This is a genomic window from Polaribacter sp. R2A056_3_33 (genome assembly GCF_019278485.1).
Lineage (GTDB): Bacteria > Bacteroidota > Bacteroidia > Flavobacteriales > Flavobacteriaceae > Polaribacter.
In genome coordinates, this window is sequence record NZ_CP058984.1 from 3,579,874 (window position 1) to 3,604,066 (window position 24,193).

At 31.8% G+C, this 24,193-nt stretch carries 20 protein-coding genes; 13 read left to right on the top strand and 7 right to left on the bottom strand.

Going from position 1 to position 24,193, the window contains the following annotated elements; translation table 11 throughout:
- The first annotated feature begins 94 nt into the window (after nt 1-94).
- From mce to scpA, 8 genes are all read left to right on the top strand, one after another.
- Complete coding sequence (gene mce, locus H0I29_RS15030; protein ID WP_068448052.1) at nt 95-499, top strand: methylmalonyl-CoA epimerase; 405 nt, start codon at nt 95-97, stop codon at nt 497-499.
- A 26-nt stretch (nt 500-525) separates the two neighbouring features.
- Complete coding sequence (locus H0I29_RS15035; RefSeq protein WP_218730362.1) at nt 526-2,085, top strand: acyl-CoA carboxylase subunit beta; 1,560 nt, start codon at nt 526-528, stop codon at nt 2,083-2,085.
- A complete protein-coding gene (locus tag H0I29_RS15040; RefSeq protein WP_218730363.1) occupies nt 2,085-2,444 on the top strand; it encodes an OadG family protein in 360 nt (119 codons plus the stop codon). Before H0I29_RS15035 ends, H0I29_RS15040 begins: the two co-directional genes overlap by 1 nt.
- Nucleotides 2,445-2,447: 3 nt before the next feature.
- Entirely contained in the window at nt 2,448-2,867 is a 420-nt protein-coding gene (locus H0I29_RS15045; protein ID WP_218753066.1) for a biotin/lipoyl-containing protein, read from the top strand.
- 10 nt (nt 2,868-2,877) lie between these two features.
- On the top strand, nt 2,878-4,212 hold the full coding sequence (locus tag H0I29_RS15050) for a sodium ion-translocating decarboxylase subunit beta (protein WP_218753068.1): 1,335 nt from the start codon (nt 2,878-2,880) through the stop codon (nt 4,210-4,212).
- Between the two features lie 66 nt (nt 4,213-4,278).
- A complete protein-coding gene (locus tag H0I29_RS15055) occupies nt 4,279-5,568 on the top strand; it encodes an acetyl-CoA hydrolase/transferase family protein (protein WP_218753069.1) in 1,290 nt (429 codons plus the stop codon).
- Between the two features lie 74 nt (nt 5,569-5,642).
- The gene (locus tag H0I29_RS15060) at nt 5,643-7,442 is read left to right on the top strand and encodes a methylmalonyl-CoA mutase family protein (protein ID WP_218753070.1); all 1,800 of its coding nucleotides are present in this window, start codon (nt 5,643-5,645) and stop codon (nt 7,440-7,442) included.
- Nucleotides 7,439-9,571 carry a methylmalonyl-CoA mutase gene (gene scpA / locus H0I29_RS15065; protein WP_218753071.1) on the top strand — a complete coding sequence of 711 codons (2,133 nt, stop codon included), beginning with the start codon at nt 7,439-7,441 and terminating at the stop codon, nt 9,569-9,571. The genes H0I29_RS15060 and scpA overlap by 4 nt, the downstream gene beginning before the upstream one ends.
- Nucleotides 9,572-9,877: 306 nt before the next feature.
- Here the strand turns inward: scpA and H0I29_RS15070 are convergent, their stop codons facing one another.
- The 4 genes from H0I29_RS15070 to H0I29_RS15085 form a co-directional block, all read right to left on the bottom strand.
- Nucleotides 9,878-10,630, bottom strand: a complete 753-nt coding sequence (locus H0I29_RS15070; protein ID WP_218753072.1) for an acyl-[acyl-carrier-protein] thioesterase — start codon at nt 10,628-10,630, stop codon at nt 9,878-9,880.
- Between the two features lie 29 nt (nt 10,631-10,659).
- Nucleotides 10,660-11,673, bottom strand: a complete 1,014-nt coding sequence (gene meaB / locus H0I29_RS15075) for a methylmalonyl Co-A mutase-associated GTPase MeaB (RefSeq protein ID WP_218753073.1) — start codon at nt 11,671-11,673, stop codon at nt 10,660-10,662.
- 180 nt (nt 11,674-11,853) lie between these two features.
- Nucleotides 11,854-12,594: an acyl-CoA desaturase gene (locus H0I29_RS15080; RefSeq protein ID WP_218753074.1), complete on the bottom strand. Its 741-nt coding sequence runs from the start codon at nt 12,592-12,594 to the stop codon at nt 11,854-11,856.
- Between the two features lie 155 nt (nt 12,595-12,749).
- Nucleotides 12,750-13,319, bottom strand: a complete 570-nt coding sequence (locus H0I29_RS15085) for a Crp/Fnr family transcriptional regulator (protein ID WP_218730372.1) — start codon at nt 13,317-13,319, stop codon at nt 12,750-12,752.
- A 174-nt stretch (nt 13,320-13,493) separates the two neighbouring features.
- On the opposite strand from H0I29_RS15085, the gene H0I29_RS15090 reads away from it, so the two are divergent.
- The 5 genes from H0I29_RS15090 to H0I29_RS15110 all read left to right on the top strand — a co-directional run bounded on the left by H0I29_RS15090 (nt 13,494) and on the right by H0I29_RS15110 (nt 18,485).
- Nucleotides 13,494-14,834, top strand: coding sequence for a DEAD/DEAH box helicase (locus H0I29_RS15090; RefSeq protein WP_218753075.1), 1,341 nt, complete (start codon nt 13,494-13,496; stop codon nt 14,832-14,834).
- A gap of 2 nt (nt 14,835-14,836) precedes the next feature.
- A complete protein-coding gene (locus tag H0I29_RS15095) occupies nt 14,837-16,144 on the top strand; it encodes a DEAD/DEAH box helicase (protein WP_218753076.1) in 1,308 nt (435 codons plus the stop codon).
- Nucleotides 16,145-16,148: 4 nt separating this feature from the next.
- Nucleotides 16,149-17,684, top strand: coding sequence for an SDR family NAD(P)-dependent oxidoreductase (locus tag H0I29_RS15100; protein WP_218753079.1), 1,536 nt, complete (start codon nt 16,149-16,151; stop codon nt 17,682-17,684).
- A gap of 187 nt (nt 17,685-17,871) precedes the next feature.
- Nucleotides 17,872-18,138, top strand: a complete 267-nt coding sequence (locus H0I29_RS15105; RefSeq protein ID WP_218730376.1) for a hypothetical protein — start codon at nt 17,872-17,874, stop codon at nt 18,136-18,138.
- Nucleotides 18,139-18,293: 155 nt separating this feature from the next.
- The gene (locus H0I29_RS15110) at nt 18,294-18,485 is read left to right on the top strand and encodes a cold-shock protein (RefSeq protein WP_068448022.1); all 192 of its coding nucleotides are present in this window, start codon (nt 18,294-18,296) and stop codon (nt 18,483-18,485) included.
- 147 nt (nt 18,486-18,632) lie between these two features.
- Here the strand turns inward: H0I29_RS15110 and H0I29_RS15115 are convergent, their stop codons facing one another.
- The 3 genes from H0I29_RS15115 to H0I29_RS15125 all read right to left on the bottom strand — a co-directional run bounded on the left by H0I29_RS15115 (nt 18,633) and on the right by H0I29_RS15125 (nt 24,004).
- Nucleotides 18,633-19,928 (bottom strand): amidohydrolase family protein, encoded by a 1,296-nt coding sequence (locus H0I29_RS15115; protein ID WP_218753081.1) that lies wholly within the window; start codon nt 19,926-19,928, stop codon nt 18,633-18,635.
- Between the two features lie 12 nt (nt 19,929-19,940).
- On the bottom strand, nt 19,941-22,898 hold the full coding sequence (locus H0I29_RS15120) for an amidohydrolase family protein (protein ID WP_218753082.1): 2,958 nt from the start codon (nt 22,896-22,898) through the stop codon (nt 19,941-19,943).
- 95 nt (nt 22,899-22,993) lie between these two features.
- Nucleotides 22,994-24,004 carry a DUF3810 domain-containing protein gene (locus tag H0I29_RS15125; RefSeq protein ID WP_254712642.1) on the bottom strand — a complete coding sequence of 337 codons (1,011 nt, stop codon included), beginning with the start codon at nt 24,002-24,004 and terminating at the stop codon, nt 22,994-22,996.
- Nucleotides 24,005-24,193: the final 189 nt, after the last annotated feature.

Consider the following 24,193-nt stretch of genomic DNA (forward strand, 5'->3'; position numbering starts at 1 on the left):
TTAATATAAGTTGTAATAATCTGTGAATATGATAACTATCATATAATAAAAACAAGATGTATGCTAAATTTGATGAAATTTAAACATAAAAATTATGAATATTTCACATATAGAGCATTTAGGTATTGCCGTTGAAAATTTAGAAGTTTCAATAAAATATTACGAAGAAGTTTTAGGTTTAAAATGTTATTCTATAGAAGAGGTTGTCGATCAGAAAGTGAAGACAGCCTTTTTTTTGGTGGGTAACACAAAAATAGAATTATTAGAGAGTACTTCTCCGGATGGTCCAATAGGTAAATTTATAGAGAAAAAGGGACAAGGTATTCATCACATCGCTTTTGCAGTTCCCAATGCAACAGAAGCTTTAAAAACTGCTGAAGAACGAGGGGTTAGACTTGTAGATAAGGTTTCTAGAAAAGGTGCTGAAGGGTTAAATATTGGCTTCTTGCATCCAAAATCAACATTAGGAGTGCTTACAGAACTTTGTTCTAAAGAATAATTTTAAAAGAAAATACTTATATAAAAATGGCAAATCAAGATAAAATTAACGAACTCATTGAAAAAAGAGCAGAAGCGAAAATGGGTGGTGGAGAAAAACGTATCGATTCTCAGCATGCTAAAGGTAAATTAACTGCACGCGAGCGTATAGATATTCTTTTAGACGATGATAGTTTTGAAGAGTTTGATATGTTTGTAACACACAGAACAAAATCTTTTGGATTGGATAAACAAATTTATCTTTCTGATGGTGTTGTTACAGGTCATGGTACTATAGACGGAAGAATTGTGTATGTGTTTGCACAAGATTTTACCGTATTCGGAGGTTCTTTATCTGAAACTTATGCATTAAAAATATGTAAAGTGATGGATATGGCAATGAAAATTGGAGTTCCCGTAATTGGATTAAATGATTCAGGTGGAGCACGTATTCAAGAAGGGGTAAGGTCTTTAGCTGGATATGCAGAAATTTTTCAAAGAAATATTATGGCTTCCGGTGTAATTCCTCAAATTTCTTCAATTTTAGGTCCTTGTGCTGGTGGTGCTGTGTATTCTCCGGCATTAACAGATTTCACAATTATGACGGATCAAACAAGTTATATGTTTGTTACAGGTCCTAAAGTGGTAAAAACCGTTACAGGTGAAGTTGTAACTGCAGAAGAATTAGGTGGCGCTAAAATTCATTCTACTAGATCTGGAGTTTCTCATTTCTTGGCAGAAAATGATGAAGAAAACTTATTATTAGTTCGTAAATTATTAAGTTACTTGCCATCAAATAATTTAGAAGAAGCACCAATACTTCCTTGTAATGACCCAATTGACAGGTTAGAAGATGCTTTAAATGATATTATTCCAGAAAATCCAAATCAACCTTATGACATTGTAGATGTAATATCAATACTTGCAGATAATGGCGAGTTTACGGAAGTTCATAGAAATTATGCAAGAAATATTTGTGTTGGTTTTGCTAGATTTAATGGACGTCCAGTTGGTATTGTTGCCAATCAACCAAAATATTATGCAGGTGTTTTAGATATTGATGCTTCTAGAAAAGCTGCTCGATTTGTTCGTTTTTGTGATGCTTTTAATATAGCCATTGTAACCTTAGTTGATGTACCAGGTTTCTTGCCAGGAACAGGTCAAGAATATGGCGGAATTATTTTACATGGAGCAAAATTACTATTTGCCTATGGTGAAGCAACTGTGCCAAAAGTAACGATTACTTTACGTAAATCTTATGGTGGTGCACATGATGTTATGAGTTGTAAGCAACTACGTGGAGATGTAAATTATGCATGGCCAACGGCAGAAATTGCAGTAATGGGAGCAAAAGGAGCTGTTGAAGTTTTAGAAGGATCTAATATTAGAAAAATAGAAGATGCTGATGAAAAGCAAGAGTACATTCAGAAAAAAGAGGATGAGTACACTGCAAGGTTTGCGAATCCATACATGGCAGCAAAATACGGATTTATAGACGATGTAATTGAGCCAAGAAATACTCGTTTTAGAATTATTAGAGCTTTAGAATTACTTCAGAATAAAAAAGATGTAAATCCTCCAAAGAAACACTCAAACATTCCATTATAATGACAAATATACTATTATACACAGATCCAATAAGCGAAGGTTATGTTATTCTAATTACCGGGTTATTCATTGTTTTTAGCGCATTAGTTATACTCGCACTTTTCTTTAATTACGGATTACCAGTATTGCTTTATACCTATAAAATAATTACAAAAGGGAAGGATAAGAAAATTAGTGAAATTAAAGTAAAAGGAGATAGCAATTTTACTGGTGAAATTTCTGCGGTTATTGGAGCTGCCGTACACATGTACAAAAATGAACAACATGATCATGAAAGTGCAATTTTAACAATTAAACAAGTTAAAAAAACATATTCACCTTGGAGTTCTAAAATTTACGGAATTCAAAATAGATTATAACAAATGAAAAGCTATAAATTTAAAGTAAACGAAAACGGCTACACCGTTAATATAAAATCTCATGAAGATAATATTATTCAACTAGAAGTTAATGGTACATCCTATGAGGTGAAAATGCAAGAGGAGGTTAAAAAAACAAAGACTCCTACATTAATTAGATCTGCGTCTAAACAACCAGCTGCACCTTTACAAGTAAATCCAAAATCTGCAAAAACAAGAATTGTTGCTCCTATTCCTGGAGTCGTTTTATCTATTGATGTAAAAGTTGGAGATACGCTTAAGGTAGGGGATAGAATGCTTGTTTTAGAAGCAATGAAAATGGAAAATAGTATTGTCTGTGAAAAAGCAGGTGTTATTTCCGCTATAAAAATAAGTGTAGGACAACAAGTTTTGCATGATGAATTAATGATAGAACTAGAATAAAACACTAAATATGAAAAAAGTAATTTTAATATTCTGTGTTTTATCTTTATTGATCTTTATAAGACCAATTTTAGGATTAAGCGCAGATGCTAGCCCAGATTCCATAACCGATACTACGGTTGCTACAACACAAGTAGATAAAGCTCATCAAAAAGATGTGGGTGTTTTTGAAGGGGGTTTTGAAGGAATTAAAAAGTTTTACAGTTATACCGGTTTTGCAAATACAACTTCTGGAAACTTAATAATGATTATTATCGGAATTGGATTCATTTACCTAGGTATTAAATTTGATTACGAACCCTTACTATTGATACCAATTGGTACTGGTGTTATATTAGGAAATATACCTTTTGTAGCCGGAAATCAAACAGGTATTTATGAGACAGGATCTGTATTAAACTATCTCTATTTTGGAGTGGTAAAAGGTATTTATCCGCCGCTAATTTTTTTAGGAATTGGAGCAATGACAGATTTTTCATCTTTAATTGCAAATCCCAAATTAATGCTTTTAGGAGCAGCAGCTCAAATTGGTGTGTTTGCAACTTTTATGGGAGCGCTTTATCTAGGATTCAGCCTTCCAGAAGCAGGTGCAATCGGTATTATTGGTGGAGCCGATGGACCAACTGCAATTTTCTTATCATCAAAATTAGCAAACGGAGTTAATATTTTGGCAGATGGTACAACGGTTAAAAACTTAATAGGACCTATTGCTATTGCTGCCTATTCATACATGGCATTGGTTCCTGTAATTCAGCCTCCATTAATGAGATTGTTAATCTCTAAAGAGGATCGTAAAATAAAAATGAAACCACCAAGAGCCGTTACTCAAAAGGAAAAAATGATTTTCCCTGTAGTTGCTTTATTATTAACTCTTTTTATCTCTCCTAGTGCATTACCTTTATTAGGGATGTTATTCTTCGGAAATTTATTAAAAGAGTCAGGAAGAACAGAAAGATTAGCAGATACGGCAAGAACCAAATTAATTGATATTGTAACTATTTTATTAGGTGTTACAGTAGGAGCTTCTACGCAAGCAGATATTTTTATCACTAAAGATTCATTATTGATATTTGGTTTAGGAGCAATCTCATTTGTGATTGCAACTTGTGGAGGTTTATTATTCGCTAGATTTATGAATAGATTCTTAAAAGGAGATAATAAAATTAATCCGCTTATTGGTGCTGCAGGAGTTTCAGCTGTTCCAGATAGTGCACGTGTTGTGCATCACGAAGGTTTAAAATCAGATCCAAGTAACTATTTATTAATGCATGCAATGGCGCCAAATGTTGCAGGTGTAATAGGTTCTGCAATTGCTGCAGGTATTATTTTAAGTTTCTTAGGATAAAGGATAATTAGAAGTTCATTTTAGTGTGTGAATGAACAAAAACAACAATTTTTAAAATTTGATAATATGAAAATACCAAATAAAATGACAGCCGATGAAGCTGTTAAATTAATCAAATCTAACGATAGAGTTTTAATCCAAGGAGGTTCTGCAACACCACAAGCTTTAATAAAAGCGATGGTTGCAAGAGCGTCAGAATTAAGAAATGTTGAACTTGTTCATTTACATACCGAGGGAGCTTGTGGATATACTGCACCAGAATTAAGAGAAAGTTTTCATACCAATGCTTTTTTTATTGGTGGAAACGTTCGTAAAATGGTAGGAAACACGGTAGATTATATTCCTGTTTTTTTAAGTGAAATACCAAGTTTATTTCGTGAAGGATATATGAAATTGGACGTGGTTCTGGTAAATGTATCGCCACCAGATAAACATGGTTTTTGTTCTTTAGGTGTTTCTGTTGATATTGTTATTTCTGGTATAGAACAAGGTAAAATAATTATTGCTCAAATTAACCCGCGCATGCCTCGTACATTTGGAGATGCTCAAATTCATTTAAAACATTTTGATGCATGTGTTGAAGTAGAAGAAGAAATCTACGAAATGAATTTTGTAGAACCATCTGAAATAGAAAAATCTATAGGTAAAAACATTGCAGAAATTATTGATGATGGTGCAACGCTTCAAATGGGGATTGGTGGTATTCCAAATGCCGTTTTAACATTTTTAAACAACCATAAAAATTTAGGGATACATACAGAGATGTTTTCTGAAGGTGTCATAGATTTAGTGAGAAACGGAGTTGTAAACGGTTCTAAAAAGAAAACAAACCCTTATAAAATTGTTTCTGGTTTTGCTATGGGAACAAGACGTTTATATGACTTTATAGATGATAATCCAGAAATTGAAATGAATGACATTGCATACGTAAATGATACTTCTATCATTCGTAAAAACCCAAAAGTAACAGCAATAAATTCTGCTATTGAAGTAGATTTAACAGGGCAAATTTGTGCAGATTCTATTGGTCAGAGAATGTTTTCTGGAGTTGGTGGTCAAATGGACTTTATGCGTGGAGCTGCTTTATCAAAAGGCGGGAAACCAATATGTGCAATTACATCAACAACCTCTAAAGGTGTTTCTAAGATTACTCCAGCGTTAAAAGTAGGAGCAGGAGTTGTTACTACCCGTGCGCATGCTAGGTTTATAGCTACAGAATATGGGATAGCAGAACTATTTGGTAAAAATTTAAAACAACGAGCACAAGCATTAAGAGATATTGCGCACCCAAATCATAGAGAGGAATTGGACAAAGCTATTTTTGAAAGATTTGGAAGTAGTTTAATGATAAAATAAACTTACGGAAGGTAGGGCTTAAATTTTGTAACTTTAAGAACTGTAACCTTTTGTATAAAATAAATTCACGTATAATGAGCGATAAAAATAAAATACTTTTTTCAGATTTCTCTTCAGTTTCTACTGAACAGTGGATGGAAAGAGTGACCGCAGATTTAAAAGGTGCTGATTTTGATAGAAAACTAGTGTGGAAAAACCTAACTGGTATCAATTTTCAGCCTTGTTATAATATAGAAAATTCAATTACACAGCTAAAAAATACAGGGGAAAACTCACAATCATTAGTAAACTATAGAAGTATTGCTGCTTGTTGTGGTAAATCTGGTAATGATTTGGCCTTAAAAGCAATTGAAGAAGGAATAAATGGTATTATTTTTCAAATGATAACCAATGTATCTGTAGAAGAACTTTTAAATGGAATAGACTTAAATACTATCTCGGTTTCGTTTAAATTATTTAATAATGCTATTCCTTTTACCAAAGATTTAGTTGCTTTTGCAAAAGGCAAAAATTTAAAGGGATATATTGATGCAAATTTAATTTCTGGCTATGTAACAACAGGTAATTTTAATGAAAACCTTGTAGATGTAACAGCAGAACTGATAAAGTTAACAAAAGATTATCCGAACTTTAAAGCAATCACTATTTCTGGAACGGAGTATTTAGATAGTGGAGCAAACCAAGTGCAAGAAATAGCATATACTTTAAGTTCTCTCGTTTTTTTAACGGAAAAATTGAAAGAAAAAGAGATTGCAGTGCAACAAATTTTCGACAACCTAAATTTTAATTTAGCAATTGGATTAGAGTATTTTGTTGAAATTGGAAAATTTAGAGCATTCAATAATTTATTAGCTGAGGTAGCTGCCAAATATCAACTTGCTGATTTCTCGAATACGATAACGGCTAAAACTTCTATTTGGAGTAAGTCAATTACAGATGCAGAAACCAACTTATTACGTTGTACTACAGAAGCTATGGCTGCTATTTTAGGAAATGTAGACGGAGTTTTAATTGATCCTTATGATAAAGAATTTAAAAGTTCTTCTGATTTTTCAAGCAGAATAGCAGGTAATATTACCACTATTTTAAAAGAAGAATCTTATTTTGGTAAAGTTTCAAACCCTGTAGATGGCTCTTATTATATTGAAGAGGTTAGTTCTAAAATAGCAGAAAAAGCATTAGAGTTGTTTAAAGCAATTGAAGCTGATGGTGGTTTTTATATCAATTTTGAAAAAGAAATAATTCAACAACAAATTGCTGAAATTCGTCTTCAAAAATTAAAATTAATTAGCCAACGTAGAACTCCAATGGTTGGAATTAACAAGTATCCTAACTTAATGGAGAAAATATCTGCTAATCTACTTTCTAAAGGAATTATTGAGAATCCTAAGGTGTTAACTCCAAGAAGAGCTTCTTTAGAAATTGAGGCAATGCGTAGGGTTACAGAAGAATTAGTGGATGAAACAAATGTGCGCCCAATTGTACAATTAGCAAGTTATGGAAATTTAACAATGCGTAAAGCGAGAGCTGCTTTTGCTTATGATTTTATAGGTGTAAGTGGTTTTGATGTGCATCAAGAAGAAAGTTTTGCAAACGCTTTGGTTGCAGCTACTGAAAGTGCTAAATCAACTTCAAATGTAGTTGTTATTTGTAGTTCTGATGAAGATTATGATGAAACTGCTGTAGAATTTGTAAAAGCATTTAGAGCCATAGATACAGATAAAGTATTGTTACTAGCAGGTGCACCAAAAAACATTGATGAATTAACGGCTGTTGGTTTAGATGGTGTTGTAAATATGAGAACTGATGTTCTTGTCTCACTTTCTAGTATTCAGAAAAAAGTTCAAAAAACCTTTAAATCTTTAGAAGTATGAAACCAGATTTTTCAGATATAAAAATAAACTCAGCAGTCAAACAAACTGTTGCAACTTCAGAGATTCAAGATGTTTGGAATACTCCTGAAGGAATCCCTGTAAAAAAACAATTTACAAAAGAAGATATTGCAGAAGCAGAACATTTAGGTTTTGCAGCTGGTGTACCACCTTTTTTAAGAGGTCCTTATAGTGCCATGTATGCCATGCGTCCTTGGACGATTCGTCAATACGCAGGTTTTTCTACCGCAGAAGAATCAAATGCTTTTTACAGAAGAAATTTAGCGGCAGGTCAAAAAGGACTTTCAGTTGCTTTTGATTTAGCTACGCACCGTGGTTACGATTCAGATCATCCACGTGTAACGGGTGATGTTGGTAAAGCAGGTGTTGCCATAGATTCAATTTTAGATATGGAAATTTTGTTCGATCAAATTCCGTTAGATAAAATGTCAGTTTCTATGACAATGAATGGTGCTGTGTTACCTATTATGGCTTTTTATATAGCTGCTGCAAAAAAACAAGGTGTTTCTTTAGATAAACTTTCGGGAACGATTCAGAATGATATTTTAAAGGAGTTTATGGTGCGTAATACATACATTTATCCACCATTACCTTCTATGAAAATTATTGGTGATATTTTTGATTACACCACTAAAAATATGCCCAAGTTTAACTCAATTTCAATTTCTGGTTATCACATGCAAGAAGCGGGTGCAACCGCCGATATTGAATTAGCGTATACTTTAGCAGATGGAATGGAATACATTAGAACTGGATTAAAATCTGGTTTAAAAATTGATGAATTCGCGCCTCGTTTATCTTTCTTCTGGGCAGTAGGAATGAATCATTTTATGGAAATTGCAAAAATGCGTGCTGCACGTATGCTTTGGGCAAAAATTATAAAATCATTCAATCCAACAAACCCAAAATCGATGGCATTGCGTACGCATAGTCAAACTTCTGGTTGGAGTTTAAGTGAACAAGATCCTTTTAACAATGTAGCTCGTACTTGTGTAGAAGCAATGGCTGCTACTTTGGGAGGAACGCAATCTTTACACACCAATGCATTGGATGAAGCAATTGCATTACCAACAGATTTTTCTGCAAGAATAGCACGTAATACACAGATTTTTATTCAAGATGAAACTCAAATGACCAAATCTGTAGATCCTTGGGCAGGTTCATATTATGTTGAATATTTAACGCAAGAAATTGCGAAGAAAGCTTGGAAATTAATTGAAGAAGTTGAAGAATTAGGAGGAATGGCAAAAGCTATTGAAACTGGAGTTCCTAAATTACGTATAGAAGAAGCCTCTGCTCGTAAGCAAGCACGTTTAGATTCTGGTCAAGATATTTTAGTAGGAGTAAATAAATTTAAAACTACGGAAAAATCAAATATTGAAATCTTAGAAGTTGATAATACGGTTGTAAGAGATTCTCAAATTGCTCGTTTAAATAAAATGAAAACTGAACGTAATTCTGAAGTGGTTGCAGTCAATTTAAAAGCATTAGAGGATTGTGCAGGAACAGGAAAAGGTAATTTATTAGCCTTGGCTGTAGAAGCTGCAGAAAATTTTGCTACATTAGGTGAAATATCCGATGCTTTAGAGGTTCATTTTGGAAGACATAAAGCGGATACTAAATTGATAAGTGGTGTGTACGGAAAAGAAGTAAAAAGTGATGATACATTTGCAAGAGCGCAAAAGTTAACGGATAAGTTTGCAGAAATAGAAGGTCGTAGACCAAGGGTTATGATTGCTAAAATGGGGCAAGACGGACATGATAGAGGAGCAAAAGTAGTTGCTTCTAGTTTTGCCGATTTAGGTTTTGACGTAGATATGGGGTCTTTATTTCAAACTCCAGAAGAAGTAGCAAAACAAGCTATTGAAAACGATGTGCATTTTGTAGGTGCATCTAGTTTGGCGGCTGGACATAAAACGTTAATTCCTCAATTAATAGAAGAATTAGAAAAATTAGGTAGACCAGATATTATGGTTTTTGCAGGTGGGGTAATACCTGCACAAGACTATGATTATTTATTGGAAAGAAAAGTGGTTGCTATTTTTGGTCCTGGAACTGTAATTTCTGAATCTGCAATTACGATAATGGAAAAATACTTAGAGCAAGAATAAATTCTATATTAATTTATTTAAAAAAGCCCGAATATATACTTGTTTGGGCTTTTTTTGTTGTTATCATCCACATAAATACGATTTTAGATTGTTATGTGTTTGCAATTATCAGTATTATAAGGGTAAAAAAAAACATAAGAACTTGTCACTTCGACTTGAAGAGAAGTCTCATAATACTAATAACACAAAAATGAGCACCTTTATGTGATTTCTCCCTTTGGTCGAAAAGAGAAAACTGTATGGAAGTTGAATGTTAGATAAAATATTTACATAAAAAACAATAAAACAAACAGTGTGCGGTAAATGTCAATAAGCTTTCCAAATAGTTTTAGCTGTGGCGCAAACTTTATTATTTCCTTTAATTTTGATAGTATGTGCAAAAGTATTTTTTATTTTAAGCTCTTTGGTTAAAGATAAGACGGTATCTCCATATTGAGCTTCCGCTATAAAATGACCTTCAATTTCATGCAAAAAATAATTATCAACAACATCTTCTGGAATCGATTCAATTAACCATTGTAAGTATCTAATATTATTTACGTGTTTATTAGAATCAATATCGTATCGGTTTACTCTAAATTGTTTTGTATGTTGAGGTGAGTCTATAGCAATTATTTTTTTCTTGATATTTCTATTGATAGAGTGTTCGTTAAAGTACGACCATTTTTCTTTAATTTCATTAAAAATAGGAATCGGCTTTCTTTTATCTATGTCAAAGAAAACCCATAAACCTTTTGCACTACCTATAATGTTATTCTTTTGATCGTAAATAATATTTTCTCTATATCCTTTGATAAAAGAGTAGTGGGATAGCCAAGTTCTAATGGTTATTTTTTCTTTATAATTGGGATAACGATTCATTTGTAAAACACCAGAAACTAATACCCAACCTACATTTTTTTGTAATAGATCAAATATACTGTGTCCTATAGAATGAGCATGATCTGCAGCTGTTTCTTCTAACAAAGCCAATATTATTGTAGGTGTTGCAAGCCCAAACTTATTCATTTCAAAATACCTTAATTCAAATTGTTTATCAAAATAATTATTAAATATCATTTCATACAATTTTTAAAGTTCATGAATTATTAACTCAATTGAAAGGAATTTTTAAATTCTTCTATAATTTGTTGTGCTGCTTTTACAGGTGAAATTTTAGAAGTAACAATATCGTTTTCTAATGATGAAAGCTCTCTTTTTATATTAGCAGAACCATAAAATAAATGTTTCAATTCTTCATTGATATTATTATACATCCATTTTATTTGTTGATGGTTTCTGTTTTTTAGGAAATAACCATTCTCATCAACTAATTTTTTAAATTTTAAAACTTCATTCCAAACATTATCTATACCAATATTTTTTATGGCTGAAGCGGTACTAGCCACAGGAGTCCAACCAGACTCAGAAGCTGGAAAAACATGAAGTGCATTTTGGTATTGTCTTTTAGCTAATTTACTCATGGTGATATTATCGCCATCGGCTTTATTAATAACCACCATATCGGCCATTTCCATAATCCCTTTTTTAATTCCCTGCAACTCATCTCCAGCACCAGCAAGCATTAAAAGTAAAAAGAAATCTGTCATGCCGTGTACAGCTGTTTCAGACTGACCAACACCAACGGTTTCAATTAGAATAACATCGTAACCTGCGGCTTCACAAAGCAACATGGTTTCTCCTGTTTTATTAGAAACACCTCCTAAAGTATCGCCAGAGGCGGAAGGTCTAATATACGCTTCTTGTAAAACAGATAATTCATCCATTCTAGTTTTATCACCTAAAATACTTCCACGAGAACGTTGACTACTTGGGTCTATTGATAATATAGCTACTTTATGCCCCAGTTTTACCAAATGCAACCCGAAGACTTCAATAAAAGTACTTTTACCAACACCAGGAACGCCTGTAATACCAATTCGTATAGATTTACCTGAATTTGGTAATATTTCTTGAACGATTTCTTTAGCTAAACTTTTATCGCTTTCTAAATTACTTTCTACAATAGTGATTGCTCTAGAAAGAATTACTCTATCACCTTTTAAAACACCATCTATATAAGCTTGTGCAGGTAATCTTTTTTTTGGTTTGTAGTTTTTCATTTTAGAGTTAGAAAGCTAGGTTTATGGTGAGATTTCTGTGTCTAACAAAGATACTAAAAATGAAAAAAACACCACTTATTAAAGGGTGTTTTTAAATGATATTTCTAGTTATAATTTTTAATTACAAAAAGATAATTATTAAATAGGTTTAACAGATTTCTATATCTTTTTTACACAGTATTATTCTTTTACTTTAATAGCTTTCAGCTTAATAAAACCGAAAAAGTCTAAAACTTTAATAATTACATAAGTCATATCTATTTCATGCCATTTAACTCCAAAATTAGGGCTACTAGCATGTTTGTGGTGGTTGTTGTGGTAACCTTCTCCCATCATTAAAAAATCGAAATGAAAAAGATTCTTGCTGGTGTTCTTCATTTTGAAGTTTACATATCCATAAATATGACCAAACCAGTTGATTATAACTCCATGAATAGGCGCCATTAAAAAAGCGATTGGTAATAATAACCATTGCCACCAAGCGGTTACGAAAAAGACAAAGAATAAAATGTAAAAGGTAATCCAAAGTAAACGAGAAAAACGAGAGCCAGCAAAAGAATCAAACGATTTCCATTGCGGTACATTTTTAGTAAAACGGTCATCAATAGCAATGCGTTGCTCGTTAATATCTTGATAAATAGTTTTCGTTTTCCACATCATTGCAAACATATTTGCATCGTAAGAAGGAGAGTGTGGATCTTTTTCGGTATCTGTATACGCATGATGCATTCGGTGCATAATTCCGTATCCGTAAGCACTTAAATAACTAGACCCTTGAAAAACCCAAGTTAAAATAAAGGTGATTTTCTCCATGGTTTTAGACATGGTAAATACTTGATGTGCTGCATAACGATGTAAAAAGAAAGATTGAAAAAACAAACCTCCATACCAAAGCACTATAATAAAAATAACTACTGCCATATTTAAAAATTTTGACAAAGATAGTTTGCTGTTTTAGGTGAAACAATGAACCTAAATCAATAAAAAAGATCGCTACGTTTTAAGAACCAAGAAACAAGACCTATCTTTTTGATAAAAAGGACACCTTAAAACTGTTATAAAATGTATTGATATTATTAAATACGTTTTCTAATTCGGCTTAAAGCTTGTGCAGTAACACCAATATAAGAACTGACATATTTTAAAGGAATTTCTTTTAAAATTTCTGGACGATCTTTAAATAATTTAAGATAACGCTCTTCTGCAGTAAGGTTTAGAAGGTTTTGTTCTCTACTAGATTTGATTAAAAATAAACGTTCTGCGGTTAATCGACCAATTAAATTACCAATTTGAGTTTTCTTATAAATTTCTTGTAAATCGGTGTACGAAACACTTAAAATGGTAGTTTCTGTAAGTGCTTGCAATTCATATGCAGAAGGTTTTCTAGTTAAAAAAGAATCGTACGCACTAATAAACTGATCTTTAAAACTAAAACCAAAGGTGATTTCTTTTTCAGGATTTTCTTTAGGAATATACAAACGTACCACGCCAGATTCTATAAAAGATATGTAGTTTTCAATTTCGTTTAATTTTAAGAAAACGGCTTTCTTTTTAATAACACGAGGTTGCAATTTAGACGTAAAAAAGTCCCAATCTTCTTGAGATATGTTGGCTATTTGCTGTAAGTATGCTTTTATCTGTTTCAAATGTATAATTAAACTAAAATAGAGTTGCAAATATACGGATTCTGAAAGCCTATTTTAGGCTTATTTTTGAGTATCCTAATCATTTTATTTTCAATTAAAATATTTTAAATTCACGGACCATAATTTATTTAATTAACAAGAACGATATTGCTACCTTTGCAAAAAATATATTTAATGTCAAAAACCTTTTCATCTTTAGGAATTCATAAAGAACTAGAAGCACGTTTAGCAAAATTAGAAATTACAGTTCCTACTGCAGTTCAAGAAAAAACCATTCCGTTTATCTTACATAAAAAGAAAGATATGGTGGTTTTGGCAAAAACAGGAACAGGAAAAACAGCTGCTTTTGGATTGCCTTTATTGCAAAAAATTAAAGCTGATGAAACACATATTCAAGTTTTAATTTTAGCACCTACAAGAGAATTAGGTCATCAGATATATGACAATTTACTTTCTTTTTCTTCCGATGAACAAAAGGAAAAAATAGTCTCTATTTGCGGAGGAATCCCAATAAAACCACAAATTGAAGCAATCAAAAAGAAACCAAGTATTGTAATTGCAACTCCGGGTAGATTGGTAGATTTAATGAAACGTGAAGCAATCAACATTAAAAAAATCAACTATTTTGTTTTAGATGAAGCTGATGAAATGGTAAGCGCTTTAAAGGAAGAAGTAGATGCTATTATAAAAGAAATTCCGAATGTTAGAAGAACGTTGTTGTTTACAGCAACGATGCCAGGAACCATCAAGCAATTGATACAAAACTATATGTCTAAACACGTAGAACATATAGAAACGGACATGGATTCTGTTGGGCATAAAGGCATCGATCATCAATATGTGGTGGTAGAACCAATTGAAAAATTGAATGTTTTAATGCACTTTTTATCGACTAAAGAAGGAGAACTCGGAATTATTTTCTGTAAAACAAAAGCTGCCGTTAATAAATTAGCTAAAAATTTAGCGATTAATAAATTTTCATCAGGTGCTTTACACGGTAGTTTAACCCAAGGTATTCGTGATCGAGTTATGGGACAATTTAGAGAAGGAAATATCGATATTTTGGTGGCTACAGATTTAGCAGCTCGTGGTATTGACGTTAAAGAAATTTCTTACGTAGTAAATTACCATTTACCAGACAGGTATGATACATATGTACACAGAAGCGGACGTACAGCTAGGGCAGGAGCAACCGGACTTTCTTTAAGTGTGATACAACCAGAAGAATTAGAAGAAATTCCTGAATTTGAAGAAGATTTAGGTTTGACTTTTAAAGAATATAAAAAAGCAGATGCACAAAGTATAGAAGACAATAATACAATTCTGTGGGCTAAAAAAGTGTTTAAAACAAAACCAAATCGTGCTATTTCAGAAGATTTAAAAGCAGAGATTAAAACAATTTTTCATCATTTAACCAAAGAAGAATTGGTAGATAAAGTTTTGGCTAATTATTTAGCACAAACAGCAAGTGCAAAAACAAAAACAGCAGTAATTAAAAAGAAGAAAAAGAAATAAGCATGGCAAATATTATAAAAACTCAACAAGATATATTATCAAAATTGCAGATTGAAGAGTTAAATCAAATGCAAAAAGAAGCTATTGCTACCATTCATAAAAATGATAATGTAATTTTACTTTCGCCAACAGGAACAGGAAAAACATTGGCTTTTTCTTTACCTTTATTAGAATTTTTAGATCCAAATTTAGAAGAAGTACAAGCTTTAATTTTAGTGCCTTCTAGAGAATTAGCAATTCAAATAGAACAAGTAATTCGTTCTATGGGGTCTGGTTTTAAGGTAAATGCGGTGTATGGAGGTAGACCGATGTCTAAAGATAAGATAGAATTAAAGCATATTCCTGCAATTTTAATAGGAACACCAGGTCGAATTTCAGACCACTTTGCAAACGATCGTTTTTCTAAAGAGCATATAAAAACTTTAATTTTAGATGAATTTGACAAATCTTTAGAGGTTGGTTTTGAGTATGAAATGCGTAATATTATCAATCAACTATCTTTAAATAAACGCATATTAACTTCTGCAACACAAGGAGTTGAAATTCCTGATTTTGTAGGTTTAAGTAAACCAAACACAGTTAATTACTTAAAAGCAGTAACTTCTAAATTAGAAATAAGAACAGTAGTTTCTCCTGCTAAAAACAAACTGAATACCTTATTACATTTACTAAATCATTTAGGAAATAAGCAAGGTATCGTTTTTTGTAATTTAAAAGATTCTATAAATAATGTAAGTACATTTTTAGAGAGCAAGAACATAAAACATGGTTGCTTTAGTGGAGGAATGGAGCAGAAAGATAGAGAACGTTCTTTAATTAAATTTAGAAACGGAACCAATCAATTATTAATTGCTACAGATTTAGCAGCAAGAGGTATCGATGTACCAGAAATGAGTTTCATCATTCATTATGAATTACCACAAGCTGTAGAAGAATTTACACATAGAAACGGACGTACTGCAAGAGTTTCTGCAGAAGGAACAGCCTTTGTTTTAAAATGGAAAGACGAACGTTTACCAGATTTTATTAAGCATGCTGATTTACAAGACATTTCTAAACAAGCAGTAAGAAGTCCTGTTTTTTGGGAAACCTTATTTATTTCTGGAGGTAGAAAAGACAAGATTTCGAAAGGAGATATTGCTGGTTTGTTTATAAAACAAGGAAAATTAAGCAAAGATCAACTAGGTGCTATAGAATTGAAACAAGATTGTGCTTTTGTAGCAGTACCATCAACATTAACAGAAGAATTGATTGAGAAATTAAACAATTCTCGTTTAAAAAAGAAAAAAGTACGTATTTACGAAGTGTAAAAATATGAGTAATAAAGAATTAAATACAGAAGTAAATTCGTGCATCAATACCCTTCAAAAATTATTAGAGGATACGAATCAACTTTTTGAATTGCCTGAGGAGCAAAGAGTCGCGCTTTTTAAAGTTGCTGGCGAATTATCTCGTCCAAACAGAGATGAATTTCAGCGTAGACGTAAAGACGCTAAAAAAGCGGCAAAACGTAAAATGATTGAAAGCGATAAACACGCTAGAAAATCTACCGGAATACGTTCTGCAAGAGAAGCTGCATTATTTGTTGCACCAAAATTATTAGGAGCAGCAGAATTAAATGAAGATACACCAGAATTAGAATCGCCAAGAAATTGTTATGTCTGTAAAACGGTTTTTACCAAATTGCATCATTTTTATGACACGATGTGTACCGAATGTGGAGATTTAAATTATGCAAAACGGTTTCAAACGACAGATTTAAAAGGTCAAGTAGCAGTAATTACAGGTTCTCGTTTAAAAATTGGATATCATATTACCTTAATGTGTTTGCGTTCTGGAGCAACAGTTGTGGCAACCACACGTTTTCCTGCAGATTCTGCAATTCGTTTTTCTAAAGAAGAAGATTATAAAGATTGGAGTCATCGTTTACACATTCATGGCTTAGATTTAAGACACATACCAAGTGTAGAAATTTTCTGTAATTATATAGAACAAAAATACGATCGATTAGATATTTTAATCAACAATGCTGCACAAACTGTAAGACGTCCGTCTGGTTTTTATTTCCATTTAATGGAAAATGAAAAGAAACCAATTGACCAATTACCAAAATTGGCACAAACATTATTAAAAGATCACGAAAGTTGTTTAGAAGAATTATCTAGTTTAAGTGTGTCTACATCAAAAACAGATAAAAACAACGTGTTACCGGTTACTTGGCACGGTCCAGAACCTGGTATTGGTTTACGTAATTCGGCAGAATTATCTCAAATTCCTTATAGTTTTGACAATTCATTACAAACTGCAGAAGTTTTTCCGGAAGGCGAATTAGATGCAGATTTACAACAAGTAGATTTAAGAAATACCAATAGTTGGCGTTTAAAATTAGGTGAAATAGAAACTACAGAAATGGTAGAAGTACAGTTGGTAAATGCTGTTGCTCCGTTTGTGTTATGTAATCGTTTGTCTAATTTAATGATGAAAGAAAATACAGGTAAAAAGCATATTATCAATGTAACTGCGATGGAAGGGAAGTTCCATCGATTTAAAAAGGTAGACAGACATCCACATACAAATATGGCCAAAGCAGCCTTAAATATGTTAACACATACGTCTGCTTCAACGTTTGCAAAGAAAGGTATTTATATGAATGCAGTTGATACAGGTTGGGTTACAGATGAAGATCCTGCAGAATTGTCTAAGCATAAAGTAGAAACACATGATTTTCAGCCACCATTAGATATTGTAGATGGTGCCGCAAGAGTGATGGACCCATTAATTGATGGAATTAATACTGGTAAACATTGGTCTGGTAAATTCTTAAAAGATTATTTTCCGATAGATTGGTAGTTTTTATATTATAAAATAACAAGTAGAATAAAATTTAAAAAGGAGTACATATGGTCTAAAATCATAAGTATTCCTTTTTTTTATTATTGATTATAGATGTTTTTTTTGTAAATATCAAACTAAAATAGTAACTTAGGAGAGTTACTTTTCTGTAACATTATTTATAAACCACTTAAAACTTATAATTATGTTAGCATTTAGAACCGAGATTAGAAACTCACCAAGAGAACAAACTTTAAAAATTTATTTAAGCGATACGTCATTTGTTGTAGGATTAAAGAATCTCCTAGAAAACATAAAAGGGGTTCGTATTGTAGAAGTACAAGAAAGTTTTAGTAGAAATAGGGTAGCAGAAAATGTAACGATTTACAGAAAAGAAAAGCACTCTATAAACGCTTTAAAGGAAAAAGTAGATACTTTTTTAGGTATTTATTTTGAGAAGATAATAGTGTAATACTACTTTTTAAAGACTGTATTTAAAGGTATATCATTCTTCGGAATAAAAAAATTAATAAAAAAACAGAAAAGAAAACAATTATAAGGTTGTATATCAGAAAAATGGAACCATCTTTGCAATACAATTAGTATTATAAATTTAACAACATTATTATGAGTAAAGGTACAGTAAAGTTTTTCAACGACACAAAAGGTTTTGGTTTTATCACTGAAGAAGGAGTAAGCAAAGATCATTTTGTACACGTTTCTGGTTTAATTGATGAAATTAGAGAAGGTGACGAAGTTGAATTCGATTTACAAGAAGGAAACAAAGGTTTAAACGCGGTTAACGTAAAAGTTATCTAAGAAATATACTTAAAGTTTTATAAAAGCCCATCAATTAATTGATGGGCTTTTTTTTGTGTCATTATTTTTGAATTGACCTTTAATAAAATATACGATAGTTATTAAGGATTAAAAAAAAAGGCTCGTAATTAGCGAGCCTTTTTTAAATTATTTGGTTTTGTATTTATTAGAATAGCGTTTCCAAAGTTTTGTTTGGTGTGTTTCTAGGCTAATTTTTCTACCTTGTATAAAAGCATCCGTTAAAATGTTTCCTCTCATATCTAAAGCATCACCTTCAGAAACAAATAAGGTTGCATCTTTACCAACCTCTAAGGTTCCAACCATATCATCAATGCCTAAAATCTTTGCAGAATTAGAAGTTAATAATTGCAATGCTACTTCTTTATCTAATCCGAAAGCAGCAAATGTACCTGCGTAAAACGGAAGGTTTCTAGTATTCATTCTTTCCATTTGACCTTCCATACCAAGGGCAACAATAACACCTTTATCTGTTAAGTTTTTTGCAATTGTGTACGTATAATCATAAGCATCGTCCTCATTTTCTGGATTTCTGTGTGGTCTTTCTAAAACAACTGCTATGTTATTTTTAACTAATAAATCTGCTACTTTATCAGCTTCATCACCATGAACAATTACAATGTTTTTGATGCCCAATTCTTTAGTAATTGTGATAGCATCTGTAATTTCTTTTTGGCCGTTTACATGAATAAATAATTTCTTACTTCCCTCAAATAAACCTTTTGTAGCTTCATAAGGTAAATGCATTTTATTTTTATCACTTGCTAAATAGGTTTTAGCATTTGCAAAATAAGATTGAATATCATTTATTTTTTTAGGATACTCTTTATCTGGTCTTAAAGCAGGATCTTCTCCTAGCCACCATCTTCCGCTTGTAAAACTAGTTGGCCAGTTTATGTGAATAGCATCGTCTGTTTTTATACTAGCATCTTCCCAATTCCAAGCATCTAATTGCACAACAGAAGATGTACCTGAAATTGTACCACCTCTAGGTGTAATTTGGGCCATTAAAACACCATTTGGGCGCATAGATTCTACCACTTTACTTTCTGCATTATAGGCAACCAAACTTCTAATATGTGGGTTGTTTGCTCCAATCTCATCTTCATCATCACTTGCTTTTACAGCATCTATTTCTACCAAACCTATAGAGGCATTTGTTGCAATAAAACCAGGATACACATGTTTACCCTTGGCATTAATGACGGTTCCTCTTCTGGCTATTTTTGCATTTGCATTTCCAACAAATACAATTTTTCCATTGCTAAACATTACTAAAGCATTTTCTATAATTTTTCCATTTCCTAAATGTGCTGTTGCACCTTCTATAGAATAATCTGTAGTTTGTTTGTCTGCGGGCGTTTGTTGCGCAATGCTATTTCCTACTAAGAAGAAAAATAGCAAACTATATATTATTTTTTTCATCATTATTTAGTTTTATATTTCTTCTAATGTATCGCAGTGAAAATTTCTATCTTTTCTTTTTGCTGGAATTTGGGTTTTTGCTCCTCCCATTTTTTCCTGCAACATCATATTGATTAATTTGCTCTTTTCTTGCTTAATAGCTTCACGTTTTTTGATGTCTTCATTTCTATCAAAAAACACTTTTCCTTCAATAATTGTTTTTTCAACTTTAGCATAAATAGACATTGGGTGATGGCTCCATAAAACAACATCTGCATCTTTACCTACTTTAATACTACCAACACGATCATCAATATGTAATAATTTTGCAGGGTTAATGGTAACCATATTCCAAGCTTCTAATTCTGTCATTCCACCATACTTTACTGTTTTTGCTGCTTCTTGATTTAGTCTTCTAGACATTTCTCTGTCATCAGAATTAATAGCAACAGTAAGACCTTCATTGTGCATAATTGCTGCATTGTATGGTATTGCGTCGTTTACTTCGTATTTATATGCCCACCAATCTGAAAATGTTGAAGCACCAATATTGCGATCTTTCATTTTATCAGCAACTTTATAACCTTCTAAAATATGTGTAAATGTATTTATTTTGAAGCCCATTTTATCGGCAACATTCATTAACATATTAATTTCAGATTGTACATAAGAGTGACAAGAAATATGACGTTCTCCGTGTAAAATCTCAACCAAAGTTTCCATTTCTGTATCTATTCTATACGGTTTTCCACTTTTCTTTAAAGCATCATATTCATGAGCTCTTGTAAAATAATCTGTAAAAACTTGTTCTACACCCATTCTTGTTTGCGGAAAACGTGTTCCATTTGTATGACGAGATTGTTTTACATTTTCACCTAAAGCAAATTTTATAAATTTAGGAGAATTTTTATAGATCATCTCATCTGCATTTTCTCCCCATTTTAGTTTGATAATTGCAGAACGACCACCAATAGGGTTTGCAGAACCGTGTAAAATTTGAGAAGTAGTAGTTCCTCCAGAAATGTTTCTGTAAATGTTTATGTCATTAGGATCAATTACATCTTCCATTGTAACTTCTGCAGATGAGTTTTGAGCACCTTCGTTTACAGCAGAAGCTGCAATATGAGAATGTTCATCTACAATACCAGCTGTTAAATGCTTGCCTGTTCCGTCAATTTCTGTAGCTCCTCTAGCACTTAAATTAGAACCAATCTTTTCTATTTTTCCGTCTTTTAAAAGGACATCTGTTTTTTCTAAAATGCCTTCTTTTTCACTGGTCCAAACAGTTACATTTTTAACTAAGATTGTCTCTGTTTTAGGTTGAATATAATTACCGAATCCTATATTAGGATAACTTACTGGAACTACTGTAATTGCTTTTTCTTCTTCGTTTTTTTCTTTTTTTGAAACTTCCTCTTTTTGAACTTTTTTACTGGCAGACCAATAGGTTTTATTTCCTTCGGTATCAAAAGCATCACCTTGCATTATGTTAGAAGCATTAACAATTTTACCTAGCATTCTTGTAAAATGTTCGTCATCGTTTAATGTGATAGAAACCCAATCATCACTATATGAAAATTTAGACTTAATTTTTTTATCATCAATTTTAATAGTTCCTGTTTGCTTAGCTCCTTTACCTGTAATTGATAAATTGTAGTTTTTGTTATTTACAGATAACATATAATCACCTGTAATATCTTTAATATTCATGTTGTTAACTACATTTTTAGCTCCCTGAACCCAGTTTTCATAAATGGTAGTTTTAGTATCAAAAACATCGCCAGACGTAATAATAAAGTTTGCATAACTCCCTGTATTTAAGTTTCCAATTGTGGTGTTACCAATTATAGTTGCAGGAATTGTAGTTAATGCAGCTAAAGCTTTTTCTTTATCAAAACCGTATTTTATAGCTTTCTGTAGGTTTTTATGAAACGTATTTACAGATTTTAAAGTGTGTGTTGTCAATGCAAAATTGATTCCGTTTTTAGAAAGTACACTTAAATTAGAAGGCGCTTGATTCCATATACGCATGTCTCTTAAAGAAATATGTTGTGCTAATAAAGGATCTGAAACGTCATAAGCATCACTAAAATTAATAGGAATTATAAAGTTGGCATTTGTTGCTTTTATATCATGAATTCTTTCAAATTCGTCTCCGCTACCCACAATTGTGTATTGCACACCAAATTCATCACCAACTTTATCTGCTCTTAATGCATCTAAAACAGTAGCAGTTTCAAATATTTGAAGTAAACCTTTATTATCGTTAAATGCCTCTAAAGATAAATCTTTATTTTTCATATTACCTTTTGCATACCAATCTGCATCATTAAAAACTTGGCGTAATAAAGCCATTGCACCCATTCTAGAACTAGGGTAAGCTTGTGTAGATTTAGCACTTTTATTAAATGATAAATACTGTGCAGATTTAGTGTTTAAAATTCGGTAAGCATCAGAAGTATTCGGGTTTAAGGCTATTAATAATCCGTTTCCTTGTACAATTCCGTCATTAGAATGTGTGTTTACAACTCCAAAACCAGCATCAATTAAACTCTTTGCTTTTTTGTCATCAAACTTAAAATTACTAATTGGGTTTGTTTCTGGTCTAATATGATCGTTCCAATAATACCCTTCACGAGTTGGCTCGTATTGTGTTGTTCTATTTCTAGATCTGGGTTGTCTTTCTGGTTTAGAAATTCCAAAATCAGAATAAATATCAATAAATGAAGGGTAGATCGTTTTTCCTTCTAAATCGATTGTTTTTGTCCCATTCGGAATTTTAACAGATTTACCAATGCTAACAACTTTACCGTCTTTAATTAGTAAAGTTCCTTTTTTTACAATCTTTTTATGCGTTACATAAATAGTAGCATTTGTAAATGCAAAACTGCTGTTTTCAGTAGTTTTTACTCCGCTATCTGTAGGGAAATATTCTTGCGAATGCATCGAATAAGCCACAAATAAGGAGAAAAATAAGAGTAATTTTCTCATATAAGTTTGGTTTTTTAATGAATTAAGTTTCTAAAATAATTAGAAGCTTTTTAGAAAATGTTAAAACCAATTATTTTAACATAATTTTAGGAAGATTAAGAAGGATTTGCTTCATTAAAATAAGAAATAAATAAATCTACCACATAATTATAAGATTGCACACCTTTATCTTGTTTATTGGCTTTTAAATAGGCATTGTAACCTTTTTTAACAATTGGCTCAAATGGGTTTTTGTATTGCTGCCAAAATGTATAACTCGCACTAAAATCTTTTAGAATTCCTCTATGAACAGTTTTCCAAAGTTCTTGGGATAAATTTTGGTCACGTTTTCTTAATTCAGAAATACAATAGCCCAAAGCCATTCTATAACTCGCGTATTTAAAATGAAGATCGTCATTATAATTAGCTGCTAAAAAACCAACAAAATTAGCTTCGTTTTCTGCAGCAAAACCAATTTGATGTGCCATTTCGTGACATGTTGTAGTTGGATAACTTGTTTTTGGAAGTTTGTCGTTTACCTGAGCTTCACCTGTTAATGGATTCAGATATCCAGCGGTTCCATTATAAGTTTGCAACAAACTCATTAAAGAACTTTTTACAGATTTATGTTGATATTCTAACTGTGGAAAATCTTTAGATAAATTATCATAACCAGAAATTGCCATTGTATACATCTCTTTTTGAGAATAAGGATTTTCTACCTTTAAAGTATCATTTTTTGTAATTTTATAATGATATTCATTTAGTTTTTTAATTACATGTGTTGTTACTTTTTTAAGTTGCTCTGTGGTATATTTTGTTTGTTGATACTGTAAGTTTTTAGCCAAAGGTTCTCTGTAATAATTCAAGCCCCAAAAAAGATAAAAACAAAAATAAATTACTGATAAAATCGCTGTAAAATGAAGTAGTTTCGGAATTAAATTTTTAAACTTCGTTTTTATCAATCTAACTATAAAACGAATTAAAATAAAGAGTCCGAAAGCCAATAATACATCACCTACAGAAAAAGGAATCCATCCTAAAATAATTCTAAAAAATGATGAAATAGGAGGGTAGATTCCGTTTGAATAATATTTTTCTATAAACGCAGCGTTTTTTGCAGCCAATTGAATTAATAAAATCTGAACAGGAAGTAAAACTGTAAATATTAAATGTTTTTTTTTGAATCTTCAAGGATACTTTTTTGTGTAAATATGCGTTTATATATATTCAAATAAGAGGGTGTTCTAATTTAAAAAAGCCCAATTTAATTGTAAAAATAAGATTTCATTTTGGAAGTTGACTGGTTATTAACA